General features: G+C 51.0%; 15 protein-coding genes. 5 read left to right on the forward strand and 10 right to left on the reverse strand.

Annotation, left to right across the window (positions count from 1 at the left end; translation table 11 throughout):
- Positions 1-79: 79 nt before the first annotated feature.
- Positions 80-961 (reverse strand): hypothetical protein, encoded by an 882-nt coding sequence (locus B7991_RS00730; protein ID WP_088629152.1) that lies wholly within the window; start codon positions 959-961, stop codon positions 80-82.
- 35 nt (positions 962-996) lie between these two features.
- Positions 997-1,716, reverse strand: coding sequence for a hypothetical protein (locus tag B7991_RS00735; protein WP_088629153.1), 720 nt, complete (start codon positions 1,714-1,716; stop codon positions 997-999).
- Here B7991_RS00735 and B7991_RS00740 point away from each other — a divergent pair.
- A complete protein-coding gene (locus B7991_RS00740) occupies positions 1,711-2,202 on the forward strand; it encodes a peptide chain release factor-like protein (protein WP_073423952.1) in 492 nt (163 codons plus the stop codon). The two genes, B7991_RS00735 and B7991_RS00740, sit on opposite strands and share 6 nt — an antisense overlap.
- A 163-nt stretch (positions 2,203-2,365) precedes the next feature.
- The gene (locus B7991_RS00745; protein ID WP_088629154.1) at positions 2,366-3,613 is read left to right on the forward strand and encodes a lamin tail domain-containing protein; all 1,248 of its coding nucleotides are present in this window, start codon (positions 2,366-2,368) and stop codon (positions 3,611-3,613) included.
- A gap of 226 nt (positions 3,614-3,839) precedes the next feature.
- On the opposite strand, the gene B7991_RS00750 is transcribed toward B7991_RS00745, so the two are convergent.
- Both B7991_RS00750 and ruvX read right to left on the reverse strand, forming a co-directional pair.
- Positions 3,840-4,298: a hypothetical protein gene (locus B7991_RS00750; protein ID WP_088629155.1), complete on the reverse strand. Its 459-nt coding sequence runs from the start codon at positions 4,296-4,298 to the stop codon at positions 3,840-3,842.
- 71 nt (positions 4,299-4,369) lie between these two features.
- On the reverse strand, positions 4,370-4,783 hold the full coding sequence (gene ruvX, locus B7991_RS00755) for a Holliday junction resolvase RuvX (RefSeq protein ID WP_074208275.1): 414 nt from the start codon (positions 4,781-4,783) through the stop codon (positions 4,370-4,372).
- Positions 4,784-4,874: 91 nt separating this feature from the next.
- Between ruvX and typA the strand changes: the two genes are divergently transcribed.
- Positions 4,875-6,710: a translational GTPase TypA gene (gene typA, locus B7991_RS00760; RefSeq protein WP_085490571.1), complete on the forward strand. Its 1,836-nt coding sequence runs from the start codon at positions 4,875-4,877 to the stop codon at positions 6,708-6,710.
- 133 nt (positions 6,711-6,843) lie between these two features.
- Here typA and B7991_RS00765 read toward each other — a convergent pair whose 3' ends face one another.
- Genes B7991_RS00765 through B7991_RS00790 form a run of 6 tightly spaced genes read right to left on the reverse strand, consistent with a single transcriptional unit; the run spans position 6,844 to position 12,359 of the window.
- Complete coding sequence (locus B7991_RS00765) at positions 6,844-7,596, reverse strand: hydroxymethylpyrimidine/phosphomethylpyrimidine kinase (RefSeq protein WP_088629156.1); 753 nt, start codon at positions 7,594-7,596, stop codon at positions 6,844-6,846.
- Between the two features lies 1 nt (position 7,597).
- Positions 7,598-8,884 carry an MgtC/SapB family protein gene (locus B7991_RS00770; RefSeq protein WP_088629157.1) on the reverse strand — a complete coding sequence of 429 codons (1,287 nt, stop codon included), beginning with the start codon at positions 8,882-8,884 and terminating at the stop codon, positions 7,598-7,600.
- A 46-nt stretch (positions 8,885-8,930) separates the two neighbouring features.
- Positions 8,931-10,622 (reverse strand): GGDEF domain-containing protein, encoded by a 1,692-nt coding sequence (locus B7991_RS00775; protein WP_088629158.1) that lies wholly within the window; start codon positions 10,620-10,622, stop codon positions 8,931-8,933.
- Between the two features lie 39 nt (positions 10,623-10,661).
- Entirely contained in the window at positions 10,662-11,153 is a 492-nt protein-coding gene (locus B7991_RS00780) for a dihydrofolate reductase (RefSeq protein WP_088629159.1), read from the reverse strand.
- Positions 11,154-11,168: 15 nt separating this feature from the next.
- The gene (locus B7991_RS00785; protein ID WP_012819866.1) at positions 11,169-11,630 is read right to left on the reverse strand and encodes a 23S rRNA (pseudouridine(1915)-N(3))-methyltransferase RlmH; all 462 of its coding nucleotides are present in this window, start codon (positions 11,628-11,630) and stop codon (positions 11,169-11,171) included.
- Positions 11,631-12,359: a metallophosphoesterase gene (locus B7991_RS00790; protein ID WP_012819867.1), complete on the reverse strand. Its 729-nt coding sequence runs from the start codon at positions 12,357-12,359 to the stop codon at positions 11,631-11,633.
- A gap of 69 nt (positions 12,360-12,428) precedes the next feature.
- Between B7991_RS00790 and B7991_RS00795 the strand changes: the two genes are divergently transcribed.
- Complete coding sequence (locus B7991_RS00795; protein WP_012819868.1) at positions 12,429-13,061, forward strand: peptidylprolyl isomerase; 633 nt, start codon at positions 12,429-12,431, stop codon at positions 13,059-13,061.
- Positions 13,061-13,750, forward strand: coding sequence for a ribose-5-phosphate isomerase RpiA (rpiA, locus tag B7991_RS00800; RefSeq protein WP_254917788.1), 690 nt, complete (start codon positions 13,061-13,063; stop codon positions 13,748-13,750). Before B7991_RS00795 ends, rpiA begins: the two co-directional genes overlap by 1 nt.
- The last annotated feature ends 87 nt before the right edge of the window (positions 13,751-13,837 follow it).

Here is a 13,837-nt window from a genome sequence, read left to right on the forward strand (position 1 = left end):
TGCCCGCTCAGCGGCGGGCATGACAGGCAGAACGATAAACGGAGATTCCCGCTCGGTGGCGGGAATGACTGGCTGAATATTAGGGTCTTGTAATGACCATTTCGAGGAATCCGTTGCCAGTTGTACGCATTTCGATCATTTCGCCCCCTGCGGCTTTCGCCTTGAAGACCGTAATGTAGTCGGGACGCACACCCTTGGCAAGAATCATTTCGATATCCTTGGGAGAAATCATGTACTTGGAGTTCCATTTTTCCATGTACCAGTGCCATGGCTGCCAATTGAATATGCCACGAGTCGACTGGACAAATGCACGGAGCATCATGGAATATTCGTATTTTAGGAACCCGAGGTAATCATTCACTTCGGCATGTTTATCGACGAGCGTTTTCGTCGCAAAATCAGGATCGTAACGGAGCGGCGTCTTATCGGGGTTATCATACGTAAAATGAATTCGCTTATCTGTAACAGTAATTTTCAAGTTCGAGCGGTCCAGATGCACAAATTCCTTTTCTGAAATTTGTTTGTAATCTCGAAACACGACGTCGGGTGTAAGGACCTTGTTGAGCTTGAGCTGGACAGGCTTCGCGTCAAGCGCCCCAAGTTCGTAAAAGACAATCACCTCACCGGAGCCCTTAGGCAAAAGCACCGAGAGCAAAGGCTTTTCACGTTCGGTAATCGCCCAGATCATCTTGGGCTTGTTCGAGGAATTCAAAAGCGGGTCTAGAATTTTTGCAACAGACGGGTCACGGACGCCATTTACGTCCCATTCCATCCACGTTCCCGTGCCACCGACAGAATCGAGCACGTCAAAGAGGCGACCGCCTAAAAAGCCTTCCTTCGCTTCGACAGCTCCATAGATTTTAGTCGAGCCCGCCGGCTTTGCTTTCGAAGAAGCTGGGGCCGCCAATACAGAAGTCGAAAAAACAGATAAAAGCGCACAAACAGCAAGAAACTTACGCATAAATTCTATACCCTGATTTGGGATCCTTTAAATGACTAGAAACCAATCGGTTCCAAGAGAGAGTCGTCCAAGCGCGAATACTGCAAGTGGTACTTCTTGTCAAGCCAATAGAGCGCAAGTTTAGCACCGGTCCAGTTTTTCTTTGCGGCCGTCGCTTCGACCCCCTTCGTAATGAGCGGGAGCGTTTCAATAAGGTCCAGTTTCCACTTGGTATCATCCCAGGTAAACAGCATAATGGGGACTTTCGGGCTAGAGGCAAGGCCAACACTGCCACGGTCGTTCTTGACCTCGAACGGGCCCATTTTCACATGATCGGCCAAGTCCAAAAAGCCGCTATCGTAAAGCAGCAAGTAAAGCATGCGGTAATCCGGCACGGTCCACAAGTGTTCACGTTCATAGAGCCTGTAAAGCACGATGGCATAAGCTTCGTAGAACTGGCAGGTATCCATGGCGGCGGCATCGTAGGTCTTGGCGTGGCTTTCAAGTTCATTAAGCCAATCTTCCGAAGGATCCGTCAAGAAATCGAGCAAGATATCGGACGGGGCGCGATTCCTTACCGAAGACTTGAAGAGTTCATACATCTCTTCGAGCATGACAAGCTTTTGGGATTCCTGGGCCTTGACCTTTGCGTCGCGGACAGCAGCCGTCTCGGCAGGTTCACCCGCAGAGCCCTGAGAAGAACCGGCACAACCAGCCACAATTGCAAATACGCCCACCAAAAGCGCTAGAACTATTTTATTTTTCAGAACATGCATCGCGATACCTACCTGAAAATGAATCTTGATGAACTGTTACGCGCCTGCTCCCTGAAAGGTTATCAGGGCAGCGGGCCCGGTGGCCAGCATAGGAACAAGACCAATACCGGCGTTCATCTTTCGTTACAACAATATAATTTAGAAATTAAGTCTTCCGAAAGCAGAAGCGCAAAAGAGAACAAAATTCATGCCCTCCACCGCATGCAAATGGCGCTTGCATTGAATGTACGCGAAGAACCTCCCGCCGTCGAGATGAAATTTCCGGGTAGCAACGGACACATCCAGCCGAGCAATCCGCAGTTTCCGCTATTTGTGGCCCATGTCTTTGATATCATGGCGACCAAGAACGGGGATACGAAAGCGGCGGCCGCCGCATTCGGGCTTAGCCCGAGCGCGCTCGTGAAGATTTTACGGCAAGACAAAGCCTGCGCGGCGAAGTTGCAAGGAAATCGCGTCGAGAACGGGAAAAGCAAATTGCATTTGTAAAGAAAAGGCGAGAGGGAGATGCCCGTTCGGAGACGGGCATGACAGCAAAAGCGGGATGACGAGTCACGCCTGTATTTAGAAAAATTTACAAATTTCTAGCGAAAAATTTGGCGTTTACTTGCGTGTTAAATAAGTGGGACCCACCCTAAAAACAGGAGGTTATATGAGTCCTACTTTCAAAAAACACGTCTGCCGTTGTGCGGCTACAACACTCACCGCTCTTGCCTTGTGGAACTGCTCCGAAGATTCTCACGCAAGCGATTCAGACCACGCCATCTTGCTTGGCGAAACAGCCAATGTAGCATTCCAGCTCGATTACGCAGAAACACCCCTGCTTGACAGCATTGTTCTGGACTGCTATGGAACGGACACAATCCACCTTGTGCATTCTGCAGAAAACAATTCGTTCAATCTAGACCTTTTCCCTGGCGAAGATTGGATTTTCAACGCCAAGCTCTACGCAAACGGCACTCTGATGCAACAAGGAGAAGTCACGACCTCGCTAGAAGCGGGCTCTGCCGTGAATCTGAAAATTCCGATGCATGCGCTTATCGGCTTTGTCTACGTCAAAGTTCCCATTGGATTTGGAAACCCCGCCGGAATCAAGAAAGGCGAAATGAAACTCACAAGCAAAGGAGAATCGTTCACCTTCCCCATGGAGTTTGAATCAGACTATGTCACCTTTACAAGTGACGAGCTCAAGCTCGACCGCGAATACCACATTACAATTTCGATGGAAGACAAAAACGGAAAGGCCATTTTCAGTTTGGAAGACGACTTTATGCTTGACGAAAACACGCCTGTACCAAGCTTTCAGATTGAATCGCTCCGCAGCAAGATTGCGCTCGCCATCGACCTTGCGAAAGACGTAAATCTGCAAGTGTCGCTCACGCTCCCCGCAATGAAACGCGCTCCAGCCGTAGACGACATTGTGATAAGCGAGTTTTTCATATGGACAAGTACAAAGGACACAACGCAATACAGCTTCGTTGAACTGTACAACGGCAGTACAGACACGCTCATTTTGGACAAATGCACAATCGGCAAAACATCAAACGTGAGCGGTTCTGCCGAATTCGAAACCGTTTCTTTGCCGCCAAACGAAATTCTCGTTGTAGGCAACCGCGACAAAGCAAATACGGCGGGCATCTACAAGTCCGTCGAAAACATGCCTGCATTCGTCAAAAACGCGGGTTCGCTTGTGCTGCAGTGCAATGGATCCGTAATCGATTCGCTGTACTATGGCAAAGCCGATTCCATACACGTATCGCCGTTGCCTGTTGGCACCACCTCCCCTACGGCCCCGAAAAGCCTGCAACTGAATATCGGTTTTTGGGATAAGCGAGCCGAGCCTGATTCCTGGTGCACGGACACGCCTACGCCGGGCGTGATTTCCGCCTGCGGGAATTAAAAACGCCGATGCCGGAATAAATCCGGCATGACAAACAAGGTCGTCCCGTTTGGGGCGACCTTTTACAAGATGACGATGCCGTCCCCATTCGCGGATCATGACCACATAAGAGCTAAAGCTCTAAGTGGTCAAAGACAACTAAGTGCGGCATGACAGCATAAACAAGATTTTACTGGGTCCTTCGCTTCGCTCAGGATGACGAGAGTGAAGCGTCAGGAGACAATGCTTACGCGTGGATCTGGGAGCTGGCGCGCTCGATATCGAACAGGCGGCGCAAGTTTTCGGCCTTGGCCGGTTCACGTTCTTCAGGGAGCGTCAAGGGACCCATGTTGATAGCCACGAGGATGGACCCCGGATAGTTGTTCACGCGCTTGATGAAATCGCTGACGGAAACACCTTCGGTGTAGAAGTCCACGACGAACGTATCCCAGTCGTCTTCTTCGAGCTGCTGCAGAGCTTCTTCTTCGGTCCTTACGGCCTTGAAGTAAGCGCCCACGAGCAAGTCCGAAAGGACTTCGAGGCAGGCTTCACGGCGGACATCGTCTTCTTCCCAAATAAGGATGCGGCGGTCGCTGTAGTCACGGACTTGCGGGACAAAGTTTTCTTCGGCGTTCAATGCATCGAGCATCGCACCGTTAGCTTCGTCCATTTCTTCATCATCAAAATTATCGATTTCTTTAGCCATGCTGTAAATATAGTAAAAAGAAACTTAACTGGATTCTTCGCTACGCTCAGAATGACGAAAAAGCGAAGTGGTTATGGGTTTTCGTCGAACCAGCGCTGGAGTATGATAGCGGCAGCAGTGCGGTCGATAATGGCCTTGTTTTTCTGCTTTTTCTTTTTGCTCATGTACGAGGTAAACTCCTGCGCCTGCACGCTGGAGTACGATTCGTCCTGCGTGTGGATTTTCATCCCTGGGAAGCGGAGCGCCAAGTCCTTGATAAAAGCCTCCACCACCACGTTTTTGCCATCCTTGCGGCCATCTGGGTGGTAAGGCATCCCGACGACAAATTCGTCAATCTTGTTGAGGCGCACGAGCTGATCCAGGCGCTCGAACAGGTTCGTCGTCTTCTGGTCAATCGTCTCGCGCGAAAACGCCATTTTGAGTTCGGAATCGCCAAAAGCGACCCCGACACGATGCTCTCCGTAATCCAAAGCCAAGTAATTCACGCCCCTAAATATAGAATACGAACGCTAAATATTGCATTTTTCCACTCATTTTTCTATCTTTGCGCCGAAAATTAAAGCCAAACGGTAAAATATGGATCAATCAAAAATCAGAAACGTTGCCATCATCGCCCACGTTGACCACGGTAAAACTACCCTGGTGAACCAGCTCCTCAAACAGTGCGGAACCTTCCATGAAGGTGAAGAAATCGTGGACCGCGTGATGGACTCCGACAACCTTGAACGCGAACGCGGCATTACCATCCTCTCCAAGAACACGAGCGTGATGTACAAGGGATACCGCGTGAACATCGTCGATACCCCGGGGCACGCTGACTTCGGTGGCCAGGTGGAACGCGTTTTGGGTACAGTCGATGGCGTTCTTCTGGTCGTTGACGCATTCGAAGGCCCCATGGCCCAGACCCGCTTCGTGACGAAGAAGGCTTTGGAACTCGGCCTTACCCCGATCATCGTCGTGAACAAGATCGACCGTGACGGTTGTAACCCGCTCCTCGCCTTGGACAAGGTCTTTGACTTGTTCTGCGAACTCGATGCAACCGAAGAACAGCTCGATTTCGACAGAGTTTTTGGCAGTGGCCGTAAGGGCATTTGCCGCGCCGAACTTGAAGACCCGGATGGCGACTTCAGCATCTTGATGGACAAGATCATCGAACGCATCCCGGCTCCGAAGGGCGATCCGAACGGCGAACCGCTCCTCCAGATTGCCTCCCTCGAATACTCCAGCTTCCTCGGCCGTTTGGCTGTGGGCCGCGTGCAGCAGGGCGTGTTCAAGCCGAACCAGACCTACGCTCAGGCATTCCCCGACGGAACCGTCAAGAACGTCCGTCCGCAAAAGATCCTCCGCTACGAAGGCCTCACCCCGAAGCCGATCGAAGAAGCTGGTCCGGGCGAAATCATCCTCATCGCAGGTCTTGACTACTTCGATATCGGTGATACGCTTTCTTCTACGAACAATCCAGTTCACTTGCCGCGTATTCACATTGACCCGCCGACAATCTCCATGCTCTTCACCGTGAACACTTCGCCGCTCGCCGGCAAATACGGTGGAAAGTTCATGACGGGTAACCAGCTCCAAGAACGCTTGGAACGCGCCCACATGGCAGACCCGGCCCTCCTCGTCGAAAAGGCAGAAGGCGCATCTACATTCAAGGTTTCTGGCCGTGGCATTTTGCACCTCACGATTCTCGTCGAAAACATGCGCCGTGAACTTTATGAATTCACCATCGGTTCTCCGCAGGTCATTTTCCAGAAAGACGAAAGCGGCAAGCTTTTGGAACCGGTCGAAGACTTCAAGGTCGAAGTTCCGAACGAATTCAGCGGCGCCTGCATCCAGGAAATCCAGCAGCGCAAGGGCGAAATGGTCAACATGACCACCGACGAAAACGACCGCGTTTCTCTCGAATTTATCGTTCCCTCCCGTGGCCTTATCGGTATCCGTCCGAAGCTCCTCTCCCTTTCCAAGGGTTACGCTGTGACGCAGTCCTTCTTCAAGGAATACCAGCCGTACAAGGGAGAAATTCCGTCTCGTATCAACGGTGTACTCATCGCCAAGGAACCGGGCGAAGCTGCAAGCTATGCTCTCTCTAACTTGGAAGATCGTGGCTACCTCATCATCGGTCCGGGTGCCGAAGTTTATCCGGGCATGATCGTGGGTGAACACAACCGCGACGTCGATATCACCGTGAACGTCACGAAGGGCAAGCACCTCACCAACATGCGTTCGAAGTCCGCTGACGACATGATCCAGCTCACGCCGTACCGCCGTATGACTTTGGAAGAATGCGTCACCTTCATCAACGAAGACGAATGCATCGAAGTCACTCCGGAAGTGCTCCGCATCCGCAAGACCGAACTCGATCCGATCAAGCGTAAGCAGATGTCCAAGAAGCCGGCTGAAGACGACGATTAAACAGTCGCTCCAATCTACAGACATTAAAAGAAGCACCCTTCGGGGTGCTTTTTTTTAATGTTACTGGATTAATGTTACTGGATCCCTCACTTCGTTCGGGATGACGAAGCGAAAAAATCGAGATTTAACCTTGTTAAAAGTCTTTAGCTAATCGCCCCTCGCCACTTTGCAATAGCTCGGTGAGGTAATTCTTTGCCATTTGGCAAGCTCCAGGGAGCGTATGTCCAAGCGCCAAGTTCGCTAAAATAGCCGATGACAGATGGCAGCCAGTACCATGTTTGCCATTCCCCGGGATTCGCGGACTCGTGAACTTGTACTGTTTACCGTCCTTGTCCCACAAGGTATCAACGGCTTCGTCATCCGTCGAATGCCCGCCCTTCAAAAGCAAGGCGAAATCCTTCCCGAATTCAAACTTTCCGCGAGAAGCGGCCTGTTCAAATCCCAGGAATCCGAACTCGTCCAGATTCGGCGTGACCAAATCAATCTTCTTCATCACCGGCATAAATTCATCGCGTTCTGCCGAGCGCATAAAATGGAAACCCGCCGAAGCACTTGCAATCGGATCCCAGACAATGTAAGCATCCGGAGACTTTTCACGGACAAATTCAACAATTCGCTGTAGGACCTTCGCTTTTTCGACAAGCCCGATTTTCACGAATTTGAACTGGCGCTTGGCAAACAACGTTTCAAGTTGCGCTTCGATGCGTTCCCAGATAACCCATCCAGGCGCCACAAATTCATCTTCGTTCTGTTGCGTGAGTGCGGTACATACAGATTCACAGAACACGCCAAAATGCGCCATCGCCTTAACATCCGCTAAAATTCCAGCGCCCGCAGAGCCATCGAAGCCAGCGATAGTCAATGCAAATTTCATTTTTTCAGACATTTTATACCACCGAATAAATTCCAATCATCACTACGGACACGCCGCAGATAAGCCCCACCGCCGGGAGAATCGGGCGGCGCATGGACTTCGCCCCAAGGAAATACACCATGCAGCCCTTGGTAAGCGTATTGGCAAGGCTCGCAAAAAGGAGCGCCAAGATCAAGTTGTGGTGTTCAAGAGTAGCCTTTCGGCACATGTCGATGAGCGAAAACGCCACGGCATCCATTTCAGCCGCACCGCCCAAGAAGCTACAAATCATCAACGCACCTGAGCCAAAATAAGCGTGAGCCGCATTCGCGATGAACATGACCACCGTAAAGACCAAGCCAAACTTAATTGCAGGCAACAGCTTGAACGGGTTGTTAAAATCAGTTGTCTTCTGGCGATGATCCTTAGATTCACGGAGTTTCAGGTACGCCGCATAGCCAAGCCCCGGCACCACAGGCACAAGCAAAGGCGCCAACAACGGGAGCGCAAGTGACGGCATCAGGAATACGCAAATGAGATAGAGTCGCGCATACATCACCGACCAGCTAAGCACAATGCCTAGCGTAAAGTCCGCCGCATACTGTTCGTTATCAACGCTACGGCCCGCCAAGTTCAGCGTGAGTGCGGTACTGCTCGCAAGCCCGCCCAAAAGTCCCGTGAGCCAAATGCCTTTACCCGGACCGACAAGCTTGATGAGCACATAGCCCACAAAGCCGATGCCGCAAATGAACACGACAAAAAGCCAAATCGTATGCGGATTCAAGACTTCAAGCCCCGCCGGGCCATAAGCATGGTTTGGGAGGAACGGCAAAATCATGAGAGAAATCACCGCGAACTTGACTGTCGCGATAATGTCTTCGGTCGAGATCTTTTTCGCAAAATCGTGAAGCTGCCGCTTGACCGCCAACAGCCACAAAAGCACAATCATGAGGATACACGCTTCCAAGAGCCGGTTGAACCAGCAAAGCGCCCCCAAGAAATAAATCATGATAAGTGCCGCACTAGTCGTGACGCCCGCAGGCCCGCCATTATTCTGGTTCGAAAGGCCGTACGCAATATGGCTTGCCACAAGCAAAAGCCCAACGATCACAAGGCCAACGACAAAGGGAACAATGGAGCCCATCAGGTCGCCCAGGTAGCAAGACAAGGCGCCACAAAGGCTTACAATTGAAAACGAGCACAACCCAGCGGGGTGCCTAGAATTATTGCGGGAATACGAGTTTTCACGCTGCATACCGATAATAAAACCGATACCCAGCGCAGCCGCAAGCTTATAAAAGATATTGAACTCAATCATCATTCAAAATCTAATCAAAAAATTGCGGAGAATGAATTTTTTTGTGAAATTACGCCATTCGCTGTTGCTTAGAAGCGAGCTTCATGGCGTACATGTTTGCATCCGCCATGCGGTAAACATCCATTGCTGTCACGGCATCACCGCGACGGCGTACGGAGTAGCCATAAGCAACGTTCAGAGCAATCGGCAACTTGGCCTCTTTTTCCAGAAGCACCATCGTCTTTAACGCCGTGCTCAAATCAGAAAGGTGTTCGGCACGAACAATCGCCACAAACTCGTCACCACCCATGCGAATAGTCGTCCCGATGCCATTAAACGCATTCTTGAACACATCGGCAAAGGCGCACAAAAGCTTATCGCCCATGGAATGCCCAAAGTGGTCGTTTACGTACTTAAGTCCATTCACGTCGATACTCACAATCGCGTAGTCACTATCATCGCGGTTGAGCACTTCAAAAATGCGTTCGCACTTGGCGCGGTTGTAAATGCCCGTCAAGGCATCACGATAGGCAATCTGGCGGAGCACTTCTTTCTCAGTCTTGTCCATGAGTTCCTCGTACATGTAGACGAGATAGCCCACCATCAAGAACAAGATGAACAGGAGCGTCCCCACAGGAAGGCAAGTCGCATCCAAGAAGGATTTTTCCAAGCCGAACAAATTCTGCACATTGTAGCGGAACAAATCGGCAATGCCAAACAGCACAAACACCACCGTTCCCGACGCAAGAATCTTTTCTTGCATTCCGGCACCACGATCGTAAAGCACCTTGAAAATGACCATGAACAGGAACGATACAAAGATATAGCAATGGTAAACGAGCAAGAATGTCGGGTAATGCGCAATATCGGTCACATGCAAAATCGTCGTCACCAAGAAGAACAGCACACCAAAGCCGACAATGACTTTCAGCACGTTCAACTTCCAGGTCGAAATCTTGCCCGCACGCATATTGATAATCAAAAGGCCAAACGGGATTGCTGCAAGGTAAAGCGAAACGTATTCCAACGTCGTATCCAGCGCATAGTTCGTGGAAACAATCTGGATACCCTTCGCGTAATTCAGCGTCCAAAGTCCCATCAAACCAGCAAACAAGCCAATCAGAACAAGGCGGTAATAAGCCCTGTCAAAGCCGACGGCACAGCAGCCCGTAATAAAGGCAATGGCCCCAAAGAACATCAGGAATATGCCAATGGTAATGGAATCAGAATTTTGCGAAAAATAGTCTGTCATGCTATTTGAACGCAAAAGTTCAATCTGCGCCACAGATTTTGCGGCCGCTTTTTCGGTCACAATCGTCACCACGCGAATGACATGGTCGTCAAGAAATTCCGGCATATTCACAAGGTGGATGCCGCTACCGACCAGTTTACCCTCTTTAAAGCGTTCAAAACCATAACGGTAATAGCAAACACTGTCAACATAGACAGCTACAGCAACGTGATACGCATGGAAACGGAGCGTTGTCGGCAAGGGAATTGAATCATTCCGCATGTCGCGCTCGTAGATAATCGTATCGCCGGGCTGAATATTTGAGGGAACTCGGAAATCGGAGACATGTTCCATCGGCGGAAGATGAATGCCGCCAAAAGAAATGGACCAGCCATCGTTAAGGGCGATGACATTGTTGCACGAACCATGACGGCACATGCCGTTAAAACTGACGACAAATAGAACAACAATTACAGCGGCAACCACTGCAATGAGAAGTCTAAGTATTTTCTTTCCATTCCTCAACAACATCTCTAGTATATAATAAGTAATTCTAAGGGCAATAGAACCTTATTTTTTTCGTACCCAAATTTCAAAGGTTGTCGGGAAGTCGTTTTTTTCGTCTGCCGGGAAAGATTCTTCGCTTTCTTTCTGGAACTTATCGTTCCACTCCGGGAAGAAAACATCGCCTTCCACGTGCGACAAAACTCTCGTCAAATAGAGCTTTTCGACCAGCGGCATCGCCTCACGATACACGGCAGCACCACCAATAATAAAGCATTCCGTCTCGCCTGCAGCGCGAGCGGCCTCAATAGCCTCACCGAGCGAAGAGCAGACAATGCAGCCCGGGGCCTGGAAATCCCTGTTGCGGGTGAGCACGTAGTTCGTGCGGTTCGGGAGCGGGCGTCCGATATCGTCATAATTCTTGCGACCGAGGATGATGGCATGCCCCGAGGTAATCGCCTTGAAGCGCTTGAGATCGGCAGACAGGTGCCACGGCAAGTGACCGTCACGCCCGATGACATTGTTTTCAGAAACCGCTACAATTGCAGAAATTAACATCTTTCGTCTCTCGTCTCATCGGTGATGATATGGGTGGTTTTGCATGACCATCTGGACGCGGTAGAGCTGTTCTACCGTAATAATCCTGGCGTGGTCGTGGGTAAAAGTCAATGGAGAAAGGCTCAAGAGCAAGTCGGCGGACTTTTTCAAGTTCTCGTCGATGCCGTACGCGGAGCCAATCAAAAACACAATATTTCCCGTAAAGCGGGCCTGTAACGTATCGGCGAGCTTAACCGTCGTCATGAGCTTGCCCTCTTCGGAGAGGATCACTCGGCGGAACTCGTTACGCGGGAATTTTTTCTCGAAAAGAGCGGCTTCCTGAGCAAGCGCCTGGGCGTGGTCGTCAATTTTCGATTCCTTGAGCTCCACCACTTCCAGTGGCATCGCGGAACCGCGCAAACGCTTCACATACTTTTCCACCTCGTCCGCAATGAACGGGGAACCAGCCTTACCAAACACCGCCAACACCCACTTCATCTAACGCCCCACCGATAGTCGGTCAATCAAAAACGAGGGCATCCCCTGCTTTTTCATGCGGTTCTGCGTCTCACGAATGTCGTATTCCACTCGAATGAGCCGCACGCACTTGGTCTCGGTATCGAGCAGACACCAGCAGGCTCTCGGGTCGCGGTCGCGGGGCTGCCCCACACTGCCGACGTTCACCAGCAAACGTTCGGTATTCGCAATCACGTACTCGTACTCGTCCAGAATCTTCGGGATCGCCAAAGGGCGGCTAGCAATGATGACCGGGCTATGCGTATGCCCCACAAAGCAGTAGCGCTCCGAAAAATGGTCAAAAGCGTTCAGCGCATCCTCGAGATCGGTCACATAGACCCAATCTGCCGGAGACAAGGGCGACGCATGCACAAAGCAGATATCGTTTTCTTCCTGGATGTACGGGAGCGAGCGGATATACGTCACGGACTCCTTGGAAAGGTTCTTCTGGGTCCATTCAATCGCCTGCTTCGCGTACGGGTTGAACCCGGCGCTGGATTCGTACCGGACCGCCACGCTGTCGTGGTTTCCGATCAGGCACACATCCATGTTCTCTTTAACCAAATTGACGCACTCATCGGTATCGACGCCATATCCCACAATATCACCAAGGCATACTCTCCGTTCCACGCCATTTTCGCGCATGGACTGGAGCACAGCCTCGAAAGCGGTGGCATTGGAATGGATATCTGAACAAATACCGTAAAGCATGTCCGTAATTTAGAAAAACAATTTAATATAAGTGGTGAAATTGACCAATTTTACTACATTTGGGCATGTATGGTAGTCATTCAAGACAAGATGAAGGTGAGCATAGCCTACACCCTCAGAGAAGGCAAGCGAATTCTTGAAGAAGTTCCCGCCTCCCAACCGTTCGTGTACATCCACGGATACAACAATATCATTCCCGGACTCGAAGACGCATTGACGGGGCGTCGTCTGGGCGAAAAGTTTACGGTGAGCATTCCGGCAAATCTCGGTTATGGCGAATACCGCAAGGACCTTATCCTCACGGTCCCGAAAGAAGAACTCCGCGACGTCGGAGAGCTCTGGCTCGGCATGGAACTTGAAATGTACCAGGATAACGACATGCGTGAATTCCAGTTGCCGGACACCGCCGAGGAATTTGTAAACGACTTGAACTTGGATGGCGATGACGACCAGTGCGACGGCATTTACACCATCAAGGAAATTCTCGAAGACACCGTGATTGTGGACGGGAACCACCCGTTTGCAGGCAAGGATTTGATTTTTAACGTCGAAGTTGTAGACATCGTCGAGGCAAGCTTCACCGAACAGGAATCCGGATTCCCGGATGAAGACGAATTTAACGATGGATACGATAACTACGACAGTTACGACAATCGCATGGGCGACGACAATTTTGACTCAAACGAAAGGAGATGGCGCTAATGGCATCGATGGATGAACTCAAGAAGACTGCAGGCGTTCGTGCCGCAGACATGATCAAGGATGGAATGATTGTCGGTCTCGGCACAGGCAGCACGGCAGCTCACATGGTGAACCGCCTTGCCGAACGCATCAAGACCGAAGGCATCCATGTGACGGGCGTTTCGACCAGCTGGAGCACCACACTCCAATGCCGTAGCCTCGGCATCCCGCTCAAGGAAATGGGTGAAGTGAGCCACCTCGACATGGTGATTGACGGTGCAGACGAAATTGACCCGAACCGCAACCTCATCAAGGGACGCGGGGCCGCACACCTCCTCGAAAAGATTGTCGCCTCTATGACGGATAACTACGTGATTATCGCAGACTCCGGCAAGGCCGTGCAGCAGCTCGGCACCAAGTTCGCCGTCCCTCTTGAAATCATCCCGGGCGCTATCGCGGTCGTGACCGAACGCGTGAAAAAGCTCGGTGGCGAAGTCAAGGTTCGCATGGGCGCTCCTGGCAAGGACGGTCCGGTGATTAGCGACAGCGGTAACCTCATCGCCGACGCGAAGTTCGCCCCCATCGCAGACCCGGACAAGCTCGCCCGTGATCTGGAACACATCGTGGGTATCGTCGGACACGGCCTGTTCATCAACATGGCAACGAAGGTCATCCTCGCTGACGAAGCCAAGGGCTTGATTGAATTCTAGTCATTAGTCAATAGTTATTAGAATTGTCGCCCCGCACACTGTTGCGGGGTCTTCTTTTTTTTACTTGAGTTTACACGACGGAAAAAG

Origin of the sequence: Fibrobacter sp. UWB3 (assembly GCF_002210405.1) — a bacterium.
Classification (GTDB): Bacteria; Fibrobacterota; Fibrobacteria; order Fibrobacterales; family Fibrobacteraceae; genus Fibrobacter.

What these genes read in the sequence shown, in the direction of transcription:
- B7991_RS00730 (WP_088629152.1), bottom strand. Translation starts at nt 961, where the DNA reads ATGCGTAAGTTTCTTGCTGTTTGTGCGCTTTTATCTGTTTTTTCGACT.
- B7991_RS00740 (WP_073423952.1), top strand. Translation starts at nt 1,711, where the DNA reads ATGCATCGCGATACCTACCTGAAAATGAATCTTGATGAACTGTTACGC.
- B7991_RS00735 (WP_088629153.1), bottom strand. Translation starts at nt 1,716, where the DNA reads ATGCATGTTCTGAAAAATAAAATAGTTCTAGCGCTTTTGGTGGGCGTA.
- B7991_RS00745 (WP_088629154.1), top strand. Translation starts at nt 2,366, where the DNA reads ATGAGTCCTACTTTCAAAAAACACGTCTGCCGTTGTGCGGCTACAACA.
- B7991_RS00750 (WP_088629155.1), bottom strand. Translation starts at nt 4,298, where the DNA reads ATGGCTAAAGAAATCGATAATTTTGATGATGAAGAAATGGACGAAGCT.
- typA (WP_085490571.1), top strand. Translation starts at nt 4,875, where the DNA reads ATGGATCAATCAAAAATCAGAAACGTTGCCATCATCGCCCACGTTGAC.
- B7991_RS00765 (WP_088629156.1), bottom strand. Translation starts at nt 7,596, where the DNA reads ATGTCTGAAAAAATGAAATTTGCATTGACTATCGCTGGCTTCGATGGC.
- B7991_RS00770 (WP_088629157.1), bottom strand. Translation starts at nt 8,884, where the DNA reads ATGATGATTGAGTTCAATATCTTTTATAAGCTTGCGGCTGCGCTGGGT.
- B7991_RS00775 (WP_088629158.1), bottom strand. Translation starts at nt 10,622, where the DNA reads ATGTTGTTGAGGAATGGAAAGAAAATACTTAGACTTCTCATTGCAGTG.
- B7991_RS00780 (WP_088629159.1), bottom strand. Translation starts at nt 11,153, where the DNA reads ATGTTAATTTCTGCAATTGTAGCGGTTTCTGAAAACAATGTCATCGGG.
- B7991_RS00785 (WP_012819866.1), bottom strand. Translation starts at nt 11,630, where the DNA reads ATGAAGTGGGTGTTGGCGGTGTTTGGTAAGGCTGGTTCCCCGTTCATT.
- B7991_RS00790 (WP_012819867.1), bottom strand. Translation starts at nt 12,359, where the DNA reads ATGCTTTACGGTATTTGTTCAGATATCCATTCCAATGCCACCGCTTTC.
- B7991_RS00795 (WP_012819868.1), top strand. Translation starts at nt 12,429, where the DNA reads ATGGTAGTCATTCAAGACAAGATGAAGGTGAGCATAGCCTACACCCTC.
- rpiA (WP_254917788.1), top strand. Translation starts at nt 13,061, where the DNA reads ATGGCATCGATGGATGAACTCAAGAAGACTGCAGGCGTTCGTGCCGCA.